Source organism: Mucilaginibacter sp. (genome assembly GCF_039925265.1).
GTDB lineage: Bacteria > Bacteroidota > Bacteroidia > Sphingobacteriales > Sphingobacteriaceae > Mucilaginibacter.
The window spans coordinates 106406-128962 of sequence record NZ_JBDSZG010000018.1; the positions used below are offsets into that span (position 1 = coordinate 106406).

A 22557-nucleotide genomic window follows, 5' to 3' on the forward strand; every position below is an offset into this window, starting at 1 on the left:
GCTTGCATTTACTGGTTCACGCCAAAAGCTTCCCAGCCCGATGCGGTTGCGCGGGTACAGGTCATGGCCTGGGTGCCGTTCTCGCTGCTTATGAATTTGCCATTGTTGCCCCGTATGGTTACTTTACCGTCCGCGGTAGGTACCCAGTCGAATTTCTCCCAATCGCCAATGGTGGCACGGTTACAGGTGATGGCCTGTGTGCCGTTTTCTGATGAAACGTACTTATTCATGGCACGAAGGGCTATTTTGCCTGCCCCGGCATCCACCACGGTAAATTGCTCCCAGGTAGATGCCACGGCGCTTGTACAGGTCATAGCTTGTGTGCCGTTTTGGCTATTTACATATTGGTTGTTAAAGCCTTTCAGGGTGATGGTTTGGCCTATTGGTGCGCCCGTGCCGCCACCACCGCCCGGTGTGCCGCTCCATTTAAAGGTTACTACCGCACCTGCCGCCAGGGTGTAAGTAAACGATTCTGTTCCCCATTTTACCTTAAAACTTACGGTGCTACCGCCGCTGTTTGATGCGATAAGCACTTTTGTACCATCGCTATTGCGGAAAGCCACATTTTGGATGCTGCCTGCTATGTTTGATGCAATACGCACCGCGCCCGGCCTTACCGCTTTTGACGCATGGGCAATAATATAATAGCCCACGTTGCGGGTAATGGATGTACCGCTTACCGTGATAGCGCCAAGGCAAGTACTGCAACCGCCGGCGGTATGCGGGTTGTTATTAGGGTCGGCAGCAAGGTTCCACTCCAATACATTACGGCTCCAGTTACGGGTACCGCCAATAATGAGGGTGTTGATGTGCCAGCCCAGGTCGCCGCCAAAGTTGCTTGGCGCGCCTACCCATTGCTCGGTAAAGTAAACGTTTTTGTTAGGGTACGCATTGTGCACGGTTGTTAAGGCGCTGATATCTCCTGCATACAAGTGGAACGCTGAGCCGTCCACATAACCGCCTGCCTGGCCAACAACGGTTGTAGCGTAGCTGGGCACATCGGCATTATGATCGTACGCGATAATTTTGGTGGTGATGCCTGCAGCGGCAAATTGCGGGCCCAGGTGGTTGTTTATAAACGTTACCTGCTCATTGGCCTGCATTACCATACTTGGGTTATTGTAGGGGTTAAGCGGCTCGTTTTGCGGGGTAACGGCATCTATACGGATGCCCTGCGCGGCCATAGCTTGTATATATTTTACAAAGTATTTGGCGTACGCGGCGTAGTAGGCGGTGTTTAAGCTCCCGCCTGTATAGCCGTTGTTGCCGGTAGTGTTCACCTTCATCCAGGTTGGGGCCGTCCAGGGGGTGGCAATTATTTTGATGTTTGGGTTAATGGCGAGGATCTTCTTCAGGATAGGCAGAAAATCGGTGTTCTCCTGCGCCAGGCTAAAGTTGTTCATGTTTACATCACCCGCGGTTTGGTTATAGGTAAAGTCCGACGAGCTAAGATCCGACGCGCCAATGCTTACACGCAGGTAGCTAACGCCTATTTGCCCGGTACCTGTGCCAAACAATTCGTTAAGCACGCTGGCCTGGTTGCCTCCCAGCCCGTTCAGCAGGCTTGCGCTGCCGCCGGTAAGCGTGTAGCCAAAGCCATCAATACCCTGGTAGGTGGTGCCTTCATCAACCGTAATGGTATTGGGGTTGGTACCTGCATCTGCCGCGAAGTTTACGCTGCCCTGCGCCAACAGGCTGGATTGATTTGAAGTAGTAAGCCACGTGGTAACGGCGCTTGTGGCATTCCGCGGCTCGGTTGTGGTTGTTTTTGCGCCATCGATGCTTTGCGTACGGGCATCTTTTTTACACGCGTTCATCAGCAGTGCAAAGGTGATAAACACCGTTGCCAATAGCTTGATCTTGTAAGTGATCTTCATAGTTTTTGTATTGATTGGTTTTAATTGGTTTGCTGTGTTGGTAATTATTAAAGCCGTAGATACTGCCAGCCATTAACTTTTATGCAAACTACAAAGCACAGCAATACGCGAAGGCATTAAGGGCTTTTAGTTATTTTCCAGGAAATAGGCAGATGCCGGTATAATCGGTTAAGGCAAATTTAAAGTAATTTTTACGTTACAAACAAGTGCAATTAGATATAAATAACTGATAATTAACTATTTATATACACTTTGATACGCTTGCCTCACAGGCACAAAACAGCAAAAAGCCGCTTTAATGAGTTTAAAGCGGCTTTAAAAAAAAATTAAAAATAGTTGCGATACGCTTCCCTCACAGGTTACTTTTTAAGCAATATAGCTATGGGGAGTAAGCGGATTGGAGATTGAGTATAAAAGACATTACTCAACAAACCGTCATTGCGAGGTACGAAGCAATCTCTACACAGTACAGGCGATCTGCATAGCGGACATGCCTATCGGGAGATTGCTTCGTTCCTCGCAATGACGCGGTGGGTTTGGCTAATTCAGTATTACCACCTATCCCAAAATGCAGGTGGCTCTATGCCCAGGGCGCGGAGGTATACAAAACCCTGGCCACGGTGGTGAATCTCGTTATCCATCAGATAGAGGATGGTATCAACTACGGTATTCTCATATTGGCCAAAAGCCTTCACGTTATCGTAGAAATGGCCGGCTGGTATTTGTGGCCAAAGCGTATCAAGCTGGGTGGTTACCTCGTCCCATGCATCAAGCAGCCCTGCTTTTGTTTTTATCTGAACTTCTTGGTTGAAGTGTTCAAACTCGGGTTTGGTCGTCCAGCTGCCGGTAACAATGCCGTTGATACCGCCGCTTGCAAGGCCTATCATTTCCTTTGCAAGCTGATCGTAAGGGCGCATCCCGCCAATAGAAAATTCAAAAAGCTCCTTTTCGGGGAAGGATTCTAATACTTTTCGGCTTAATCTGCGGTGCCCCTGCCAGTTTTTATAAAGCGCATCGGCAGTTATTACAGTTACATCGGTGTTGGTGGTTGCAGTGCTTTTGTTTTCCATGATATTTGTTGTTTTGTTTTACGATACAAATAAACCATGGTATAATGACAACGGTATGTCAGCAGGGTTTTAGAAAGTTGAAGAAAGTGAGAGGAGGGGGATGAGTAGGGAGTGGGATTATTGCATCTTGCTCTTCAGTAATTCGTTAGGAGAGTTCGGTGAGTTAGGCTCTGCCTGTGGATGTAACTTTCGGCTGCGCCCTGTTCTACGAAAGGCAGTGCTTTAGCAGGTGTAGTAGTTACCGAACAGGCCAAGGCCGATTAGGAAGAATTTCATTCTGTTCGGTGGGGTGTTATAATTAAAGCTTAAATACTTCGCAAAAGAGCCAGATGAACCTAACGAAGCCCCTCAAAAACCGGCCTCGGGAACGCCTGGATAGCACTGCACTGGCTTACGCACTGACTTTAATAAGGCGGGACCATGCCGGCACTTTTCTTTGGTTCGTTTCTTTTGGTGCCAAAAGAAATGAACATCCACAGGCTTAACATAGCATGCTGCCATTCCTAACAAGGCACACCAGAACAATGGCGAGTACCCACGCATCACCACATTCCTGCGATTTGCAGTAAAGCAGTAAGCCGTGAGGAACTTCTTTCGCCTATTCCTCCGATGTATCTATCACCAATTTGCTCCAGCCTTTGCTGCCGGCGTTCTTGATCTCTTTTTTCATGCTTTCCATGGCTTTTTTAATGCGGCTGCTGTAGGCCCAGCAGGTGCTTTGGCGGATGGAGAGAATCTCGGAGAGTTTATGCGATGATATTTTGCCCTTGGTGCTGTACATCAAAAATATCATATAAAAGGCTTTGTTGATGGGGATGCGCGTGTTCTGCAGAATGGTGTAGGCTATCACCGATTCTTCGTAACCGCACTTAGAGCAGCGGCGGCTGTAGGGCAAATGCCCATGGCCATAATGCGTGTTGCTGCATTTTTTACAGGCGTAGCCATGTTCCCATTTCAGGTCCGACAGGAATTTAAAGCAGGTTTCGCGGTCGGGGTAAATACGGCTGAACTCCTCGAAATCTACTTCGGCGCTCATTACCCGGTCGTGGGTTACTTTTTCAATATCGTTATGCAGGGTAAGGTTGTCCTTCTCCAGCAGTACGTTCATGCGCGAAATTTCTTCGGCTTGCTGCTGCAGCAACTGGTTTACGGCCGTAAGTTCCTCATTTTGCAGCTCAATAAGGGATGATTTTTCTATCAGTTCGCTGGTACGCTCTGCCACCTGCACTTCCAGGTTTTTGTTCAGCATATCTTTCAGCTCTTCGTTTTGCTGTAGTTGTTTGATCATGCGCAGCTGGGCAGTATCCTTCTCGCGTTTAAGCATCCGCACCCTATCGCCAATGGCAAAGGTGATGAACAGCATCTCCATAATAAAACAAAAACTAAGGCTGTAGAAATTGAGCGCGGTAACCGGCAGCCACCATATATTAAGCGCGATGAGTGATTTAATAACAAACCCGGTAAACAAAAAGCTATAGCCGATAACAAAGAACCGCGCCGGCCGGTACCCTTTGTACAGCACATAACAGCCCGACATAAAGGCTACCGATAGCGGGATGATCTCGATGATCTTATACGTGAACCAGGTTTTATCTACCAGCAAACAAAGGGCGAAGAACACGCTCCTGACGATGATTACGCCTTTGAGTAGCTTATTAAACCCGGGCGCATTCTCCTTTAAATTGAGCAGGCTTTGGGCGAACAACATGGCGAAGGTGCTGGCAAGGAACAAGGCTATACCATAGGCGTAGTGGTTCCATTGTGGGGCGGTTTGCCACAGGTATTGATAGGCGATGCCATCGGTACACATTTCGTATAGGCCAATGCTGAGGTTATAAACGATATAGTATAAGTATTGCCGCTGCCGCATGGCCACAAACATCATGAAGTTATACAGCCCGAAAACCAGGATCATCCCATAAAAGATTCCGAAGTAAAAGTACTCGTCCAGCGCGTAGCTGATAAACCAGTTTACCGACCGCAGTACGATGATGACGTTGGCAGATTCGTGTGAGCGGAGTTTGAAATAGTAATAATTTTCGGCCTTAATATCGTTACTGATGCTGAGCGTAAAGTTTTTATGCGCGAACATCCTTTGCGTAAAGGGCCGGTTGCTGCCCAGCAGCGTGGCGGTGTAGGTGCCCCCTTTTACTGGCGAGTATACGGTAATACTATCGATGGTTTGATCGAAGAATTCCAGGATCCAGTTATTTTCGGTTGGGATACGCTGGTCGAGCTTAACGCGATACCAAAAGGTGGCACCGGCCTCGCTTATCTGGGGTGTGGGGACTGTATTACTTACAAACTTGCTGCTATGCCCCGCGTTTATATCGGCCAGGGTGAGCGCATTGGTGGTATCGCGCAGGGATTCCAGCTCGGCAAACCTAAAAACATGCTGCTTGGCGGTATCTGCAACGGGCACTATGGTTTGCGCACCGGCGGGCAGGGCCATGCCTGCCAGTACAATAAAAAGGCATACAAACTGATAGTAACGTTTACACATAAGCATCCAATAAATAAGGGTTGCACCGCATTGGCGAAGCAGCAACAGTTTATAATTCTCTTTGCAATTTAAGCGATTTATAAATTCAAACCTATAATAAGGTGCAAATCCTGTTTATTTCACCGGCACTTTAAGGCCCAGCGCTTCCATATACCCCTTTTGTGGGATGCTGTTGGCAAACTTACAATTTTCTAAAAAGGCATACAGGGCCGCTTTTATTTTGGCCCTGTCGGCAGGGGCCGCTTTGCGGACCTCCTCGAAACTGGCGCGCGGTTTTTCGGTATAATCAATTACTTCCTGGTAGCCATCGGGTATGTTAAAGCTCATGAAACCGCGTGAGCTATCCAGCTTTTTATATGGCCAGTAATGCCAGCCAATGTTGTTTTGCTCGCATACGATCCGAAAATCGCGCACCCACTCGTCGGTGTTTTCGCCGGTTTCGCCAACGTAAATAGGCACGTAGTATTTATCGCGGAAGTCGATGTATTCCTGCACCACCTGTTTGGTAGCGTCCGTCCAGTACTTATGGAAAGTGTAAACCGCTTTACTGTCGAACGGTTTACCGAAGACCTTAAAGTTGCTATCCCATTGCGCCCCGCCAATAAACACGATGTGGTTTTTATCTACCGAGCGCACCGCCGCCGTAATTTCCTTATAGGTTGGTTCGAGGTGCGGGTTTATCTCATCTACCTTAAAATAATGAGCGATGGGTTCATTCAGCAGATCGTAGCCTAAAATGATGCTTTCGTTTTTATAATGGGCGGCAATGCGTTTCCATATGTCGGCGGTTTGCTTACGATTTGCTGCGCTGGTGAACAGAAAGGGGTAACCGTCGCCATCATCAATATTATCGCCGGTTTGGCCGCCGGGTGCGCAATGCATATCCAGCATTACGTATAAATTCTCCTGCTTGCACCAGCCTATCACCCTATCCAGCAGTTCGAAACCACGGTTAGGGTTGTTCATTCCCATATAGCTTTCGGTGGTAAACAATTTATAATTAAACGGAATGCGAATAGAATTTGCGCCCGATGCTTTGATGAATTTGATATCCGCCTGGGTAACGTATGTATCCTGGAATTTCTTCCAGAACAGCCGGGTTTCTTCGGGACCGATCAGCTCGGTAAAAGCCTGGTTAATGAGCCTTTGTGAATTAACGGCTTTAAACTTAAACATATAACCTTCGGGTACCAGCCAGTTGCCCAGGTTGGTGCCTTTGATGAGGAATGGCTTGCCATCTACGCCAACAACTTCTTTGCCTTTTGTTGAGATGAATTTGGGTGCTTGCGCGCGCAGCGTACAGGCGCAGGTAACGAGCGCTGCAAACAGGATAATTACTTTTTTCATGTTGTGAGATATGAGAGAAAAGAGAGATTAAGGAAGCTTTTTTATTTGTCGATCATTTTGTAAAAGTGTACGTAATCCACATTCATTGTTGCCGGGAAAACAGCATCATCCACACCCATTTGCCCGCCCCAGCCTCCGCCAACAGCTATATTCATGATCAGGAAAAAATTCTGATCGTATGGGTAAACTGAGGAGCCGCCGCCATTGTTTACATAGGTGTAAACCAACGCGTCGTCAATATAGCCTCTTAATGCATAAGGCGTCCAATCTACCCTGTACACATGGTATTCTGTATTAAAAGTAGGAACTATTTTAGCATCCCCCTTGCCATTTGCACCGTTAAAGGTTTCGTTATGCACGGTAAAATGAATGTTCCCCGGATCGAAGCCGACCATTTCCATAATATCTATCTCGCCCGATTTTGGCCAGCCGCCGTATTTACTGTCCTGTGGCATCATCCAAATGGCGGGCCAGGTGCCGCGGCCAGTAGGCAGCTTCGCCTTTATTTCTATCCGCCCGAATTTTGCAAGCTGTAAGCCTGTAGATACCAGCCTTGTAGAGGTGTAGTGCATACCGCCCATTTCTTCTTTTTTTGCGGTGATGCTCAATTTACCATCAGCTACCGCAACGTTGCCGCCCGGGGTGTAGTACTCCAGTTCGCTATTACCCCATCCACCGCCACCAGTTTCGTATTTCCAATTAGCAGTGCTCGGTGCGCCTGCAACATCAAATTCATCGGCAAAGTAAGGGGTGGTTTCAAACGTCCAGGCTTTATCTTCGATAATAACGGGTGGTACAACTGTTGGCGTTTTTGGTGTATCGCTGCCGCCTTTGCCGCAAGCTGAGAATCCAGCAGCAATAATGATGCACGCGAATGCAGTCAGGTTTTTTTTCATAAAGTGGGTTAGTTTATATTGGTGTATAAGCAACACAAATGTAATGTATTTATATCAAGATATTTAACAGTTTATATTTGCGTTGGCTAATGTATATACGTAATTTGTTTGCCGGGGTTTGTTTATTACCAATTATGAAAATGACCGCTCTCAGTAATATTCGCATGGGTTGTAACAGCGTTGAAAATGTGCTGGATGGAGCCGCACATACAGTTGACTCACCCCAACGGCACTCCGTGCGGCGACCCTCTCTATCTGCGGTAAAGAGGGTGAAAAATAAATACTTTACTATAGCGATGGGTTTGAAACCCATCGCTATAGTCGCAAGCAAGAAAGGGAGAAATATATTGTTTTTTGCATTAGTCTTCGCTCTTATACTAATCACCCCGTTCACCACCCTAAAGGCCCAAAACATAAAAGTTGCCATAGCGGCCAACCTGCAGCCTGTGATGAAGGCCCTGCAGAAGGATTTTAAGGCAAAAACCGGCATCAATGTTGATGCTATCTCCGGCCCATCGGGTAATTTAACGACTCAGATAGAAAACGGCGCGCCCTTTGATGTTTTCCTTTCTGCCGATACTGCTTTCCCGGATGAACTTTTTAAAAGCGGCTTCGCGACTAACAAACCGGTGGTTTATGCGGCGGGGACCCTCATCATTTGCAGTACCGAAAAATTGGATCTTGGCAATTGGCCAAAGCTTTTACCGGGTACTTCCGTCCAAAAAATCGCTATTGGCAACCCGGCTATCGCTCCTTACGGTAAGGCCGCGCAGGAAGCGCTAACAAAGGCGGGCATTTATGAAATGGTGCAAGCCAAAATTGTGCTGGGCGAGAGCATTACCCAGGTGAACACCTACATTACCACCGGGGTGGTGCAGGCTGGGTTCACTACCTTAGCTTTAGTGAAAGACGCGGCCAACAAAACCCAACTGTATTATAAGATCATCGACCCAAAAACTTACAACCCTATTAAGCAGGGCATGGTGCTGATAAAACAGCCCAAACCAAACCCAGGTGCCGAAAAATTTTACCGCTATATTCTGAGCCCGGCGGCCAAAAAAATATTTATAAATTACGGCTACCACGTAAACTAAGCAACAAAGATGGACCTTACCCCCATATGGCTTACGCTGAAGCTGGCAGGCATCACTACCTTGCTACTGCTGGCTTTTGGGCTGCCGCTGGCCTGGTGGCTCTCCAAAAAACGGTCGCTGGTGAAGATCTTTATCGAAGCTATTATTACCATGCCGCTGGTGCTGCCGCCATCCGTTTTGGGCTTTTATTTGCTGCTGGCTTTTAGTCCGCAACACGGAGTTGGTAAATGGCTGCACGATATCTTTAATCTACAATTCGTTTTTAGTTTTGAGGGGTTGGTGCTGGCATCGGTAATTTACAGTATGCCCTTTATGATCAGCCCCGTTAAATCAGCCTTTCAGCAATTGCCCGCTTCACTTTCGCAGGCCTCCTATACTTTGGGTAAAACCCAATGGCAAACCTTAAGGCAGGTATTGCTGCCCAATATAAAACCCTCGTTGCTCACGGCTATCGTGCTCACCTTCGCGCATACTTTGGGGGAGTTTGGCGTAGTGCTGATGATAGGCGGCAACATCCCCGGCGTAACCCGGGTGGCTTCCATCGCCGTTTACGATTCGGTGGAGCAAATGGATTATACTGCCGCCAATAATTATTCGCTCATTTTGTTCGCCATTACTTTTATATTGGTTATCAGCGTATTCGTTTACAATAAATACCAGGTAAAAAGCCCGTTGGAATGATCAGCATCAATATAGAAAAAAAGCTAAAGGCCTACAATGGCGTAGAGGTGCTGCGGGTGAAAAAGGATTTCGCCACAGGCAGTATCACCAGGATCACCGGGCCATCGGGTGTGGGTAAAACCACGCTGCTTAAAATGATTGCGGGGCTGGTAACGCCGGATGCGGGCCGCATAGTAGTTAATGGCGTTACCTGGTTTGATGCCATGCAAAAGGTCAATCTTTTGCCGCAGCAGCGGATGCCGGGATTCGTTTTTCAGGATTACGCGTTGTTTCCCAACATGACGGTGCAGCAGCATTTGGAGTACGCCACAAAAGATGCCGCCTGGATCAACCGCCTGCTAACCATCGGTAAGCTGGAAACCTTTACAGGCCATAAGCCCGAATACCTCAGCGGCGGGCAACAGCAGCGATTGGCCATCCTCCGTGCACTGGCTATTAAGCCCAAACTATTGCTGATGGATGAACCTTTTTCTGCGCTGGATGTAAAGATGAAAACGGGGTTAATATCGGACCTGCAATTGCTTTTTAAAGAATTAGGAGCAACAGCGCTGATTGTGAGCCACAACCCGCAGGAGCTGGATGGGGTGAGTGGGGATGAGTTAGAGGTATAAAGTTAGTTTAACCAGCACTATCGCTACCGCGGGTTTCCAACCCGTGGCGCGCATGGGGTAAGCATTCTGCTTACGGCAGCTGAAAGCTGCCCCAGTGTTACACCACGAGATACGCTGCGCTAATCTCGCGGCAGCGAAGAAATTAAAACGCTCTACTTCACCTGTGCAACCACTATCCTATCCAAATTATGCAAATACCGACGACCGGTTTTCATATCGGCGGCGGAGGTCATTTGCATGCTTTCGGGCATTTTATCGGCAGCGATACCATTCTTTTCCATAATGATGTATACATGGTCGCCAACCATGGTGTTATACAGCTCGTTCCATGAGTAAACTACTTTGTAGCCATCTGCACCGGTACAAACAAAGTAAAAGCGACTGAGCAGTTTTGGACTGGTGGTTTTAAATTTAGTATGCGAGAGCACATCTTTCAATAAAATGCCCTTCAGTTTATCGTCTTTATGCTTAAAGGCACCGGTATGGTCGGTAACGTTTACATCGCCTATGTCCGCAATTTTGTATTGCTTCAGCGAGTCCATCGTAATCACAGATTCCTTCTCCACCTCGCCCACAATAGCGAACTTATTGGTTTGCTGGGGTTTTTCCTGCGCCAGGGCGCTGCCCGCGTAAATAAAAAGCAGTATGATAAATAGTTTCTTCATGGTTCGATAGAATTAAAAAGCTCAAAGCCAACCTGGGTTAACTTTGAGCAAATTAGTAAAATAGTTATTTACTTAGGGGGAATATTAAAATTAGAGTACGGCTAAAATATCTTTAACCGAAGCGCGCTTGCTGTAGTCCTTATCAAAATGCGCGAACAGGATCTTGCCGTTACTGCCTATTACATAGGTTGCGGGGACGGGCAATACGTTTTCGGCGTTGCCGTTTGCCTTGCTCATATCCAGCCCGTACCCTTTGTATTTGGTAACGGTGGCTTCATCCATTACATATTTTACGCCGTAACTATTCATGATGGCGTAGCCTTTATCCTGCACAATAGAGTAAGATGCCTTTGTTTTGGCCACGGTGGTTTTAATGTTCTCATCTGTTTCTGGTGTTACGCCTATAACGTAAGCGCCCTTGCCGCTTAGCATCTGTAACGAATCCTGGATGTGCTTCATTTGTTTATTGCAGTAGGGGCACCACTGCCCCCGGTAAAAAAAGAGCACCACCGCCTTGTTTGTTTTCAGCAGGGTTTTCAGGTCAACCTTTTTGCCCGCGTTATCGGTAGCGGTAAATGCCGGTGCTGTGGCGCCCGTTTTTAGCCCGGTTTGCGCCATAGCCTGTACCGACAAAAAGAGGCCTATTACCGCTCCGAATACTGTTAATGTATAATCTTTCATCATTTATATATTTTAATATGGTTATATAAAAAAGAGGGGGCTACGCACCCCCTGCTCCCAAAACAAAAACAACCTCCCAATTATTTATTGCTTTTTCTTTTTGTCGTTACATTTTCGAAGTGGTGTCCTTCATCTTGTCCATCTTCATCTTGTCTTTCTTCATCTTCGCCATTTTCTTTTGCTCCACCTTCATCACCTTCATCTTTTCCTTCTTCATTTTGGTGGTATCGCTCTGCATTTTTCCCTGCGATGCTGTGCGGCCTGCTGTTGCCGCGTTTACATTAAGGCTGCCAAGCGCGATGGCGCCGTTAGTACGATGGTTGCTAAAATTGATCTGCTTAAGTTTTCATGTTGTTTAATTTACTTTCCCGCTTTGTCGGCGGGTTTAAACAACCCTTACAACTATTCTAATTTTTATTTAATTGGGTATCTATTTTTACCTGCAGCTCGTCTTTAAACGTATCATCAAGGCGGATCTCCACGCCTGCGGGCGTTTTTAATAAGCTTTTTATCATCTCGTTTATTTTTTCGCTTTGTTTGATATAAAGCTTACATACATCACATTGTATAAGGTGTATGCGCAACTCTATCCGTTCGCGAAAAGTGATCTTACCTTCCATCCGTTTATCAATAAGGAAGGTTGCCTGGTGGCAGTTGTATATAATTCTTTTTAGCTCGCCCATTTTACATCCAATTTTTTTGAAGGCAAGCCCTCAGGTTAAGTTTTGCCCTGTGAATAATTACCCAATAGTTTGATGCGCTTATCTTCAGGTCGGCGCATACGGTATCGGTAGGTTCATCGTCCAGGTGTTTCATCGTAAATACAGCTAACCACAAGGCGGGCAGCTTCTCCATGCATTTTTTCAGGATGTGATTAAACTCCTTCCCTTGCAGAGGGTCGTAGTCGTCCAGCCCGAAATGCTGCGGGGCGTCCTGCTTGTTCCAGTGCCCGTCGGCCTCGTCAAAAAAATCGGTTACCTCGCCTTCGGCATTGGTAAGTTCCTGTGTTTTTAAGCCGGAGGACCGTTTGCGGTACACATCAATAATTTTGTTTTTCAGGATAGCAGTTAACCAGGTGCGTTCGTTGCTTTTGCCCGCAAACCTGCTCATGGCGTTTAAGCCAGCTAAAAAGGTTTCCTGTACCAAATCCTGGGCCTGTTCCTCATCATTAATGCGGGTTATGGCGTACATGTACAAATAGTCGGCATAAGCTTTCACCCAATTCTTTGGGTCAAGCTGATGATCTGTGGGAGGTATTATCATTTCATCTGTCTTGTAAACATTCGGTTTGTCGTTAGGATATGTAAAACCTTACAGCGAGATTTATATTTTATTTTACAATTAAGGCGGCATCCTTTACGTACATCAATTTAGGTACAATAACCGGTATTTATATATGTAAAATTATTTGTAAGGATATTGCTTTAACAGCTACTAAGCAGGCAAATAGGCATCAGATCATGAAAACAATAAAAATATTATCAACCGTCGCTATCCTGCTTACTGCGGGTTTTGTTTCGGTAGCGTTTATAAATGCAAAACCACCCGTAAAAGTGGTAAAGCCGGCTTTTGACGGCAAAGGCTTCGCGGTGGTGGAACTTTTTACCTCCGAAGGTTGCAGCAGCTGCCCGGCAGCAGACGCGGTAGTTGCCAAAATTGAGAAAGAAAGCGCAGGCAAGCCGGTTTACATTTTGGCCTACCATGTGGATTACTGGAATCGCCTTGGCTGGAAAGATGTTTTTAGCAGTGCCGATTACTCGCGCAGGCAAAACACTTACGCCAACTGGCTTAACTTAAGTTCGGTTTACACTCCGCAGGTTGTTGTAAACGGGCGCAAGGAATTTGTAGGCTCGCAGGAAGGTACCTTACGGAATGCCATCACAGCGGGCATCGGCAAAGCCGGCAAGGCAACACTGGCTTTAGACGGATTAAAGGCAGCTGATAGCCAAGCCACCGTTAAATATAATGCCGATGGCGCAGGCGAAAATACAGCCTTAGTTTTAGCACTGGTAGAAAAGAACGCTACCACCGTGGTAAAGGCAGGCGAGAACGGCGGGCGCACTTTATCACACGTGCAGATCGTTACTAAAATTCAAAACATAGCGCTAAATGGTCATAAAAGTGGCGAGGCGAATATTGGCTTGCCAAAGAATTTCACCGCGCAGAACTACGAGGTGATAGCCTTTGTGCAGAACGTACAGAACGGCGAGATCCTGGCAGCATCACGGGCGGTATTCCCAACGGTTAGCGCCAGCAATTAATTTAAACCATAACCTACTCCCACAAATGAAAGCCATAAAAGAAAAACATTCGCTGCTAATGCGGTGGACGCACTGGGTAAATTTTCCCATCCTCACCATTATGATATGGAGCGGGATGCTCATTTACTGGAGCAACGATGTATACAGTATCACCTTGTTCGGCCACACGTATTTTAAGTTTTTCCCGCAAGGGTTTTATAATACTTTCCACTTCTCTAAGCGCCTGTCGGAAGGGATGGCCTTTCACTTTTTGTTTATGTGGTTCTTCGCCCTTAACGGCATCATCTACGTACTGTATACTATCATCTCGGGCTCATGGCGCGAGTTGCTGCCCCAGCGAAAATCCTTTAAAGAGGCCTGGCTGGTGCTGCTGCACGATCTGCACATCCGCAAAATGGCACCGCCGCAAAACAAATATAACGCCGCCCAGCGCATTGCCTATACGGCCATTATTGTAATGGGCTTCGGGTCGTTAATTACAGGACTGGCTATTTATAAACCGGTGCAGTTTGCTACCATAGCCTGGCTCTGCGGGGGCTACCACCTGGCCCGGATACTGCATTTTGCATTGACCATTGGCTACGTATTTTTCTTCCTGATCCATATTGTACAGGTTATTTTGGCCGGCTGGAATAATTTCCGTTCGGTTATCTCGGGCTTCGAGATCGTGAACGAACAAGCTAAACCGGTAACTACCTCAACCCTCGCCGAAGATGGAAAATAAAAAACAACCCAAAAAAGAGCTGACCATCGATCAAAAGATAAACCGCCGCAATTTTATTTCCTTCGGCGTGTTTGGCGTAATGGGCGTTGCCGCCTACAAAGGCTGGCGCTGGCTGTATACTGCGCCTAAGGAGGTTGCCGGGGTAACCGCATCTGCAAAGGCCCCGCTGCGCCGGGCTTTAAACCAAACCGAACTGGCCATGCGCAATTTTTTTAGCAACAACCATTTGGTGAGAACCTACCCAAAATCTATGGCGGCTAAAAACGTACGCCACAACAGCGATATTGGCGTAAAAGGTGGTTTTGTTATTGAAGACTGGAAGCTGCAGGTAATAAAACATACCGGCGAAATATTAACCTTCACCATAGATCAAATAAAGGCATTGCCCAAAACCGAGATCGTTTACGATTTTAAGTGCGTAGAAGGCTGGGACCAGATCCAATACTGGGGCGGCCTTAAAATGATTGATTTTATAGCACACTTTGGACTTGCCGAAGAAACCAAATTAGCCTACATGGGCATGATGACACCCGATAAAGCCTACCAGGTTGGCCTGGATATGCCAAGCGCCGTGCACCCCCAAACTATCTTAGCTTACGAGATGAACGGCAAGCCCATCCCAATGAACCATGGCGCGCCACTGAGGCTCATTATCCCCGTAAAATACGGCATCAAAAACCTTAAACGGATAGGTAGCATCACCTTTAGCGATACCCGCCCGCCCGATTATTGGGCCAGGAGCGGTTACGATTATTATTCGGGCTTGTAATATTGCAGGGACGCAAGCTACCGGATGGTTTTAAGCCAGTCGCTTGCTTCTTTTACCTTGTTAAAGGTTTTGTGGGTGATATCGCCGGTGGATTTCTCGATGGTTAAATCGGCAGAGAGGCGGCTGAAGGTGCTTGGCGAATATACCCAGCCAATATATTTTAACCCGGCTGCTTCGGCCAGCGGGAACCACTCGCTTACCACCCATTCTACCGCGTTATCCCAGGTGCCCAGCACGTTGGTGTTATCGTTTAATATTTTACTGCAATTGTAGGCGGTCAGGGCTTCCAGTAGTTGAATGCAGCCCGTTTTTACCGAGTGCAGGCTGTGGAAGCCCCGCCAGTTGGCAATGATGCAGCCGGCGGTTTTGTCGTAATCTATTTCTATCCCCGGGTTTTTAAATACCGATGCGTGTTTGCCCTTTACCCTAACATTGGAGATGTTGGAGAGCGGAAACCTCATGCTGAATGTTGTACCCTTGCCAGGGATACTTTCTACCCAGATGCTTCCGTTATGCTTACTGGCCGCCTCTGTAATTTTCTGGAAGCCTGTACCCAACTCGCGTGCCACGCTTTTTTTGCTAAAGCTTAAAAATATCTTGTTGATCAAATTCTGATCTATTCCTTCGCCAAAATCCCGTACTGACAATACGAGGTTGTTATCTATGATCTGCCGGTCTATAACCACCCGGTTGGCTTTAGGGGAGAACTTTATGGCGTTTTTTACCAGGCTGGCAACCGCAAGCGCAATACTTTTGCGGTTACCGTAGTAAATAAAATCGGTTTTCTTTTTCAGGATTATTTTATGCGACACCCGCTCCGGAAGGTTGGCTGCAACTTCGTTTAAAAGTCCGTTCAGCGAAAAATCGCCCATCTCGTATTCCGGTTCGGTCAGCTCGCTGGTGTAATTTGCCTTGGTGTTTACCCTTTTAACAATATCATCCAGCTCAATGGCACAATCCCTGATGAGTTGCAGCGTATCTGCTATTTCATCGGGCGCTAAAAGCCCTTCGGTGAACAGGCTGGTTAAGCCCAGCAAACTGGCAACCGGCTTGCGGATGTAATGAGAATTCAGGAACGACACCTCCGACATCTGCTCAATTTTCTCGAGCAGTCGCTCTTCCATCCGCTGCTTGCTGGTAACATCGTTTATGGTTACAATAATACCATCGGCCACGGGATATATGTCAATGCTGAACCACCTTTGTACCGGCCAAAAGTATTCGGTAAACTGCACGCCCTCCAGTTTTTGCAGCGCCCACTCGTAGTGGTGGTAAAAATCAGAGCCTTTTAGTTCGGGGAACACATCCCATAAATTGCGGCCCTTAACGTAGTCGCGCTTATAGCCTATCAGCCTTTCGGATGCCTGGTTCCAATAAATTATGCGCGATTGGTAATCCAGCTGAAAAAAGCCAATTTTGGTTTCTTCTAAAATTTGCTCCAGTTTATGCTCGGTAAAATCCAGCCGCCCCAGTATCTCCTTTTTTTCGTCGATATTTTGGGCAACCACCAACCGCGCATTAACCTCTTTATAAATAAACGGATATGACATGATCTCCACGTTCAGGATCCGGCCGTTTTTGGCAACGTGTTTAAACTCCCTGTACCGGGTTTTGGTGCCCCTTATATCGGGGAGTACTTTAATGATCAGCGGGATATCCTCGGGCAGCCGCAGATCCATAATAGTTTTACTTAAAAACTCCTTTTTAGTAAAACCGTAACGTTTTATAGCAGCGCTGTTCACCTCAATTATCCTGAGTGAGTCCACATCAAACACCCACATGGGCTGTGTGCCCGAATAAAATAAAATATCAAATTTACCTTCGGTCATCAGCCATGGTTTAGTGGTAATCAAATATCGTAATTATGCCTGTGTTAAATACAAACAAAATGAATAAAGGTGTGGATGCGGGTGGCGTCGGCGCGTTTTTAATTTCGCTTATTATTTGCATATTGCGGGGTAATGCTGCCCGCGAAACTGCCTCTTTCTAAACAAATTGCTTATGCCTGCGGAATGATAGGCTGGAGCACGATGACCAACATTATTATTGTAATGCTGCCTTACTTTTACCTGCCGCCAAACAACGCGGGTTTAAGGCCGCTTATACCACAGCTGCTGGTTTTTGGCATATTCAACATCCTATCGCTCATCACCGCCTCCGGCAGGCTGGTTGATGCTTTTTTCGATCCCTTCATCGCTTCGCTTAGCGACAAAAGCAACAATAAGAGAGGCCGCCGAATCCCTTATATGAAATGGGCCATTTTGCCGGCTGTTGTGTTTTGCGCACTTACTTTTTATCCATGGGTAAAGGGCCTCAGCGTACACAACGCCTGGTGGCTCACCACAACGCTCATCTTTTTCTTTATGGGCGCTACGGCGTACATCATCCCGTATAATGCCTTATTGCCCGAACTCACTAACACCGGTGCCGAGCGGGTAAAACTATCCTCGCTGCAGCAGGTTGGCTTTGTTATCGGCATCATATTATCGGCGCTGGTAAACAACTTTGCGAATGTGGTAGAAAGGTTTCTTCATATCACCGACCGCGATATTGCCGTGCAATACACTATTTGGGGGCTTTCCATATTCTCGGGCCTGGTAATGCTGGTGCCGGTGCTGGCCATTAAAGAAAAACGATACTCTAACAGTAAGCCCACGCATTTGCCACTGCTGCCGGCCATCCGTAAAACCTTCGAGAACCGGAATTTTAAATATTACCTCATCTCCGATTTCTCCTACTACATGGCGCTCAGCATCATTTCCAGCGGCCTGTTGTTTTTTATCACCGTATTGCTCGATTTGCCCGAATCTATGGGCGGCGTGCTGATGGGCTCCATGGTGCTTACTTCCCTGGTGTTTTATCCGCTGGTGAATTACCTCTCTAAAAAGATAGGTAAAAAGCCCATCGTACTTTTCTCGTTCGGCTTATTGAGCTTAATTTTTGTGGCGATATTTTTCCTGGGGAAAGTACCGATAGATCCCAAAGTGCAGATCTACACCCTGGTGCTTAGCGCATCGTTCCCGCTGGCTTCGCTGGGTATTTTACCCAATGCCATCCTTGCCGAAATTGCGCAAAACGATGCCAAGCGTACCGGCGAAAACCGGGAGGGGATGTTCTTCGCTGTAAAATACCTGTTTGTAAAGCTTGGCCAAACGCTGGGTATTGCGCTATTTGCCTTCCTCACCGTATATGGTAAAGACCCGGGCAACGACTACGGTTTGCGCCTGAATGGTATCTGCGGATGCGTGCTTTGCCTGCTGGCTATCGTATTCTTCAGTCGGTTTAGGGAGAAAAGGGGGAGGTAGTTTAGTGAGTAGTGGGTGGTGAGTAGTGAGTTTTTTTTCTTCCGAGAAAGCGCAGGCTGTGCGATTCCTTCCCTGGGGAAGGAGGAGGTAGGGGTTTAGCAAACTATTTATTGCAAGGCGGCAAACAGCCGACAAAGGTTGGGGTAGGTTTTGTAGTTGAGTACCATAAAGCCGTTGCCAATGATAGCTGTTTTGTGCATGTTATTTGGTTACGGTTTTTATAAAACGTTCTACCACGTAAGTTGATAATTGCCCCCCCCGGGCCGTATAAATTATAATCGAAACCGTGGGTTGCCCAGGGCAGTTGCAGCCAAAAATGTTTGATGTTGTTTTCCGCCAGTCGTTTATCCAATCGACGACTATGCTCGGGTGAAACCAACACATCGTTACTGCCGTGGAGCAGCAGCGTGGGTACGCTTTGTTTACCTACAAACTCCAGCGGCGAGCAATCCAGGTATTTTTGCGGCACTGCGGGGTAAGCGCCGCCAATGTAATTCTCCATCACCTTGCGCGAATCCATGATCCATTTATTGGATGGGACGGAATATCCCCAAACCATATCCGCCGGACCGTAAAAATCTATCACGCCTTTTAAGCCGGGTTCAGAATGGGTGTAGGCATACAATAAAGCGATCTGCGCACCCGCCGAGCGGCCCATTAGTACAAAACTATTGGTGTCGATGTGCAGTTCGTCGGCATGAGCTTTCAGGTAAGCAAACGCTTCGGCCACATCCATTATAGGGGATGGTGTTTGATATTTTGGGGCCAGGCGGTAATTAATAGCCGCCACATTATAGCCCTGCTGTGCCAGGTAGCTGTTCAGTTCGGGCAGTTCGGAGTTATCGCCACCGGCCCATGAACCACCGTGTACCGATACGATACAGGGCTTTTTGCCGCTAATAGCCGATGGGTAAAAATTCAAACTCAGCGGCACCTCCTTGCCGGTATTATAAACCAGGGACCTGTAAGCAGCCACCGGTTTCGCTTTAAACAATTTAAAAAAACTGAACGGGGCCTGCGTGCTATCGCCATTGATACCGGCGCTACCCGGACCAAAAGCTGTTACAAAATCCTTTTTGAGCGATGAAGCCACTACATAGGACCGTACTATCGGCGAAAGGAACAGCAGCAAGGCCAGCACTCCGATAATGGTTGATGCCGCCTGGTATTTTTGAAACCAAACACCGGCGATCAGCACCACGGACGTTATGCCGGCGAACAACAAAGGAAACTCGGTTACGCCAATGGCCAACAGCCACAAATAATAAGCAGGCGCCTTAGAAACCGCCAGCAACGAAATAAGGAAGAGAATATTTACGAGTATAAGCCTGATCATACGCCGGTTTTATGAAATAAGTAGTGGCTCACTATCCACCCACTGCGCTGGTTAAAGTTCCAAAGTCCGGCGCAAGCTAAATAAAATAAGCGCCAATAAACCCACCATTTTACGGCCTGGTCCTTACCATAAGTTTCTTGGAACAACGGCATAATCGCCACTTAGGGTTTACAAAAGTTAACACAATTTCAATAACCATTTTATAAAAATTTGATAATCAATTGTTTAAAAATTAGGTGGGTTAACATATTTTTTCTATAATGGTGTCACCACAAATCCTAAATCTTTTATTATGAAACCGTAAAGAAATTTAATAACCACCCTCCTCTGATGGACTATTGCCGTTTAGAAAGGGGAAAGAAATAAAAACCACCTCACGAAAAAAACCGAACCCTTTTACGGATCCGGCTTTTGTAATATCAATTCCGGTATAATTAAACCAGGTTCTTTTTAATGTAGCTGTAGCTTTGGGTAATGCTGTTGAACGGATCACCGGGGCAAATATCCTGCTCGTTAAAGAAGTATTCTAAGCCTGCTTTTTTTGCATGTTTAAATATGTCTTTAAACGGAATAACACCGTTACCCACTTCGGTAAACATTTGTTTAGGGGTTTTATCCATATCCTTTACGTGCCACAGCGGGAAACGACCAGGGTTTTGGTTAAACAAGGCGATAGGGTCTTGCTTGGCTTTGTAGATCCAATAAATATCCATTTCCATTTTTACCAGGTCCTTATCGGTGCTGTTTAGCAAAATCTCGTAAGGGAACTTACCGTTTTCCTGTTTAAATTCAAAATCGTGGTTGTGGTAGCAAAGCTGTATCCCGGCTTTTTTGCAAATGTCGCCTGCCAGGTCCAGCTTATGGGCGGTTTCTTTATAATGGTCAAGCGAGCCTCTTTCGCCGTCAAGCAAATAGGCGCAAACCATGTATTTCATGCCAACCGCGGCAGCATCGTCAACAGCTTTTTGCCATTCGTTTGCAATGGTTCCTTTAGCGTTCGGCATACCGTCGCCCAGCATATAATGCCCGCTTGGCATTTTCAGTCCGTTATCGTCTAAAACTTGTTTAAACTGCTCCGGATCCATTCCGTAGAATTTTTGCGTACCCGTGTAGGTAGCGCCTTCTACAGTGTTAAAGCCAACTTTGGCAACTTTAGCTAAAGTCCCTACCGGGTCTTTGGCCATTGCATCGCGCACGGTATAAAGTTGTACGCCGATATATTTTTTGTTGCGGGCATATAAGTTCGGGGCCATTAATAGCCCGGTACCCAATACCGCTGAGGTTTTGAGGAAAGAACGTCTGGAAGTCATGGTACGGTGTTTTAATTGGTTTGTTGTGTAAATGTAACGCATTCACTATTACAAATCAAATAGACCATATAAATTTTACAAGGTTTAATTGGCAGCAGGGCGCGGTTTGTTTCCTTTATACTTATTTGGCCTGCGCCGCTGATCGTTACGGCCGCCTCCATGCGGGCGTTCCTGTGCTATGTGTTCTATGCCTTTCAACTCTTCGGGCAATTCCTTCTGGGCTACTTCACGGCTTATCAACTGCTCAATGCTTTTTAGCTTCTTCAGGTCGCGGTCGTTCACAAAAGTGATGGCGGTGCCTGTTGTTGCAGCACGCGCGGTACGGCCTATGCGGTGCACATAATCTTCGGCATCGCCGGGTACATCATAGTTAATAACCAAATCTATCCCCTCCACATCTATCCCGCGCGACAAGGCATCGGTACCAATAATAACCGGTAACTGCTTGTTTTTAAAACGAAGCAGAATTTCTTCGCGCTCGTTCTGCTGCAGGTCTGAGTGAAAAGCGGCAACATTTAAATGTGCCTGTTTTAGTTCTTTATAAAGCGATTTTACAATTTCCTTACGGGATGCGAAAATGATAGAGCTTAAGTAGCCGCCATCCTTTAAAAGCATTTTAAGTAATGGCGTTTTTTGGCCATCGTGCAGGCGGTAAACCTGCTGATCTATACCCGCTGCGGGTTGCGAAATAGCGATATTGATCTGTTGCGGATCTGTTAAGATAGCTTTAGCCAGGTTGCGGATCCTGCCGGGCATGGTTGCCGAAAACAAAAGCGTTTGGCGTTTTTTGGGCAGGTAGCTGATGATACGCATAATATCATCACTGAAACCCATGTCCAGCATCCGGTCGGCCTCGTCTAAAACCAAATGGGTAATATGGTTAAACTTTAGCACGCCCGATGTAAGGTGGGCAATTAAGCGCCCCGGTGTGGCAATAATAATGTTTACACTGTTTTGGATGCCGCGGCGCTGCTGCTCGTAAGCCATACCGTCGCCACCGCCGAAAACGGCCTGCGAACTGATGCCGGTAAAATAGGCGAGCCCTTCTACCTGTTGATCTATCTGCTGGGCAAGCTCGCGTGTTGGGGCAAGCACCAAAGCCGTCGTTTGATGGGTGTTGGCGTTAGCAATAAAATTTAAAACCGGCAGTAAATACGATGCGGTTTTGCCGGTGCCGGTTTGGGCACAGGCGATAAGGTCGTCGCCATTCATAATAACCGGTATGGTCATTTCCTGTATGGGGGTAGCCTTGGTGTAACCCATGCTCAATACGCCCTCTAATAATTGTTCGTTGAAATTGAAATCCTGAAAAGTCACTATATTCTGTAAGTAAATTACGCAAGGTAGTCATTTTGTTGATAATACGACGCAAGCATCAACGAGGTATATACAAATGCATCAAAAACCCACTCCCAAAAACTGTTCAA

Annotated in this window: 21 protein-coding genes; 7 read left to right on the forward strand and 14 right to left on the reverse strand. The window is 46.9% G+C overall.

Annotated features, from left to right (window positions below; translation table 11 throughout):
* Positions 1–8 precede the first annotated feature (8 nt).
* From ABIX36_RS09625 to ABIX36_RS09645, 5 genes are all read right to left on the reverse strand, one after another.
* Positions 9–1877, reverse strand: coding sequence for a glycoside hydrolase family 30 beta sandwich domain-containing protein (locus ABIX36_RS09625; protein ID WP_348081952.1), 1869 nt, complete (start codon positions 1875–1877; stop codon positions 9–11).
* Positions 1878–2428: 551 nt separating this feature from the next.
* A complete protein-coding gene (locus tag ABIX36_RS09630) occupies positions 2429–2947 on the reverse strand; it encodes a DinB family protein (RefSeq protein ID WP_348081953.1) in 519 nt (172 codons plus the stop codon).
* 598 nt (positions 2948–3545) lie between these two features.
* Entirely contained in the window at positions 3546–5450 is a 1905-nt protein-coding gene (locus tag ABIX36_RS09635) for a 7TM diverse intracellular signaling domain-containing protein (RefSeq protein ID WP_348081954.1), read from the reverse strand.
* Positions 5451–5564: 114 nt separating this feature from the next.
* The gene (locus ABIX36_RS09640) at positions 5565–6797 is read right to left on the reverse strand and encodes a cellulase family glycosylhydrolase (protein WP_348081955.1); all 1233 of its coding nucleotides are present in this window, start codon (positions 6795–6797) and stop codon (positions 5565–5567) included.
* Positions 6798–6838: 41 nt separating this feature from the next.
* The gene (locus ABIX36_RS09645) at positions 6839–7693 is read right to left on the reverse strand and encodes a glycoside hydrolase family 16 protein (RefSeq protein WP_348081956.1); all 855 of its coding nucleotides are present in this window, start codon (positions 7691–7693) and stop codon (positions 6839–6841) included.
* Positions 7694–7962: 269 nt separating this feature from the next.
* Here ABIX36_RS09645 and modA point away from each other — a divergent pair, with 269 nt between their 5' ends.
* Genes modA through ABIX36_RS09660 form a run of 3 tightly spaced genes read left to right on the forward strand, consistent with a single transcriptional unit; the run spans position 7963 to position 10079 of the window.
* Positions 7963–8787, forward strand: coding sequence for a molybdate ABC transporter substrate-binding protein (modA, locus tag ABIX36_RS09650; protein WP_348081957.1), 825 nt, complete (start codon positions 7963–7965; stop codon positions 8785–8787).
* 9 nt (positions 8788–8796) lie between these two features.
* Positions 8797–9468: a molybdate ABC transporter permease subunit gene (modB, locus tag ABIX36_RS09655; RefSeq protein ID WP_348081958.1), complete on the forward strand. Its 672-nt coding sequence runs from the start codon at positions 8797–8799 to the stop codon at positions 9466–9468.
* Complete coding sequence (locus tag ABIX36_RS09660; RefSeq protein ID WP_348081959.1) at positions 9465–10079, forward strand: ATP-binding cassette domain-containing protein; 615 nt, start codon at positions 9465–9467, stop codon at positions 10077–10079. Before modB ends, ABIX36_RS09660 begins: the two co-directional genes overlap by 4 nt.
* Positions 10080–10231: 152 nt before the next feature.
* On the opposite strand, the gene ABIX36_RS09665 is transcribed toward ABIX36_RS09660, so the two are convergent.
* The 5 genes from ABIX36_RS09665 to ABIX36_RS09685 form a co-directional block, all read right to left on the reverse strand.
* On the reverse strand, positions 10232–10744 hold the full coding sequence (locus ABIX36_RS09665) for a hypothetical protein (RefSeq protein WP_348081960.1): 513 nt from the start codon (positions 10742–10744) through the stop codon (positions 10232–10234).
* Between the two features lie 90 nt (positions 10745–10834).
* Complete coding sequence (locus ABIX36_RS09670; protein WP_348081961.1) at positions 10835–11428, reverse strand: peroxiredoxin-like family protein; 594 nt, start codon at positions 11426–11428, stop codon at positions 10835–10837.
* A gap of 103 nt (positions 11429–11531) precedes the next feature.
* Positions 11532–11663: a hypothetical protein gene (locus tag ABIX36_RS09675; protein ID WP_348081962.1), complete on the reverse strand. Its 132-nt coding sequence runs from the start codon at positions 11661–11663 to the stop codon at positions 11532–11534.
* 169 nt (positions 11664–11832) lie between these two features.
* Complete coding sequence (locus ABIX36_RS09680) at positions 11833–12108, reverse strand: hypothetical protein (protein WP_348081963.1); 276 nt, start codon at positions 12106–12108, stop codon at positions 11833–11835.
* A gap of 1 nt (position 12109) precedes the next feature.
* On the reverse strand, positions 12110–12688 hold the full coding sequence (locus ABIX36_RS09685; protein WP_348081964.1) for a sigma-70 family RNA polymerase sigma factor: 579 nt from the start codon (positions 12686–12688) through the stop codon (positions 12110–12112).
* A gap of 197 nt (positions 12689–12885) precedes the next feature.
* Here ABIX36_RS09685 and ABIX36_RS09690 point away from each other — a divergent pair, with 197 nt between their 5' ends.
* From ABIX36_RS09690 to ABIX36_RS09700, 3 genes are read left to right on the forward strand one after another with little or no spacing between them, the layout of a single operon-like run.
* Entirely contained in the window at positions 12886–13686 is an 801-nt protein-coding gene (locus ABIX36_RS09690) for a DUF1223 domain-containing protein (RefSeq protein WP_348081965.1), read from the forward strand.
* Between the two features lie 25 nt (positions 13687–13711).
* A complete protein-coding gene (locus tag ABIX36_RS09695; protein WP_348081966.1) occupies positions 13712–14410 on the forward strand; it encodes a cytochrome b/b6 domain-containing protein in 699 nt (232 codons plus the stop codon).
* Positions 14400–15179 carry a molybdopterin-dependent oxidoreductase gene (locus ABIX36_RS09700; RefSeq protein WP_348081967.1) on the forward strand — a complete coding sequence of 260 codons (780 nt, stop codon included), beginning with the start codon at positions 14400–14402 and terminating at the stop codon, positions 15177–15179. The genes ABIX36_RS09695 and ABIX36_RS09700 overlap by 11 nt, the downstream gene beginning before the upstream one ends.
* A 17-nt stretch (positions 15180–15196) precedes the next feature.
* Here ABIX36_RS09700 and ABIX36_RS09705 read toward each other — a convergent pair whose 3' ends face one another.
* Positions 15197–17008 (reverse strand): PAS domain-containing sensor histidine kinase, encoded by a 1812-nt coding sequence (locus ABIX36_RS09705; RefSeq protein ID WP_348081968.1) that lies wholly within the window; start codon positions 17006–17008, stop codon positions 15197–15199.
* 132 nt (positions 17009–17140) lie between these two features.
* On the opposite strand from ABIX36_RS09705, the gene ABIX36_RS09710 reads away from it, so the two are divergent.
* Positions 17141–18484, forward strand: coding sequence for an MFS transporter (locus ABIX36_RS09710; protein ID WP_348081969.1), 1344 nt, complete (start codon positions 17141–17143; stop codon positions 18482–18484).
* 103 nt (positions 18485–18587) lie between these two features.
* On the opposite strand, the gene ABIX36_RS09715 is transcribed toward ABIX36_RS09710, so the two are convergent.
* The 3 genes from ABIX36_RS09715 to ABIX36_RS09725 all read right to left on the reverse strand — a co-directional run bounded on the left by ABIX36_RS09715 (position 18588) and on the right by ABIX36_RS09725 (position 22447).
* On the reverse strand, positions 18588–19820 hold the full coding sequence (locus ABIX36_RS09715; RefSeq protein ID WP_348081970.1) for an alpha/beta hydrolase: 1233 nt from the start codon (positions 19818–19820) through the stop codon (positions 18588–18590).
* Positions 19821–20254: 434 nt separating this feature from the next.
* Complete coding sequence (locus ABIX36_RS09720) at positions 20255–21130, reverse strand: TIM barrel protein (RefSeq protein WP_348081971.1); 876 nt, start codon at positions 21128–21130, stop codon at positions 20255–20257.
* Positions 21131–21214: 84 nt separating this feature from the next.
* The gene (locus tag ABIX36_RS09725) at positions 21215–22447 is read right to left on the reverse strand and encodes a DEAD/DEAH box helicase (protein ID WP_348081972.1); all 1233 of its coding nucleotides are present in this window, start codon (positions 22445–22447) and stop codon (positions 21215–21217) included.
* Positions 22448–22557 lie beyond the last annotated feature (110 nt).